General features: G+C 45.6%; 1 pseudogene. It reads left to right on the top strand.

Annotated elements, in window-relative coordinates:
- Positions 1 to 120, top strand: a pseudogene (locus AAC855_RS21375) (IS5/IS1182 family transposase); the annotation flags it as partial.
- Between the last annotated feature and the right edge of the window lie 130 nt (positions 121 to 250).

Genomic DNA, 250 nt, shown 5'->3' with positions numbered 1-250 from the left:
AATGCGTTCCTCCACCTTAAACGCTGGCGTGGTATAGCCACTCGTTATGCAAAAAATAGTGCGTCCTTTCTTGCCGCAGTGCAAATCCGTTGTCTTGTTCTTTGGTTAAATGTTTCATGACGACACCACCTAAGCAACACAACAAGAAAGAAGAGAATGAACAAATCCGTCAGGGTAAAACCCCGGATAATTGGACGGAAAACAAACGCTGCCAGAAAGATACGGAGGCCACCTGGACAAAAAAACACGG

It is taken from the genome of Xenorhabdus bharatensis (assembly GCF_037996705.1).
In the GTDB taxonomy this organism is placed as follows: Bacteria; Pseudomonadota; Gammaproteobacteria; order Enterobacterales; family Enterobacteriaceae; genus Xenorhabdus; species Xenorhabdus bharatensis.
Note: the sequence above shows the minus strand (reverse complement) of the source record. Positions and strands in the feature narration are given on the sequence as shown.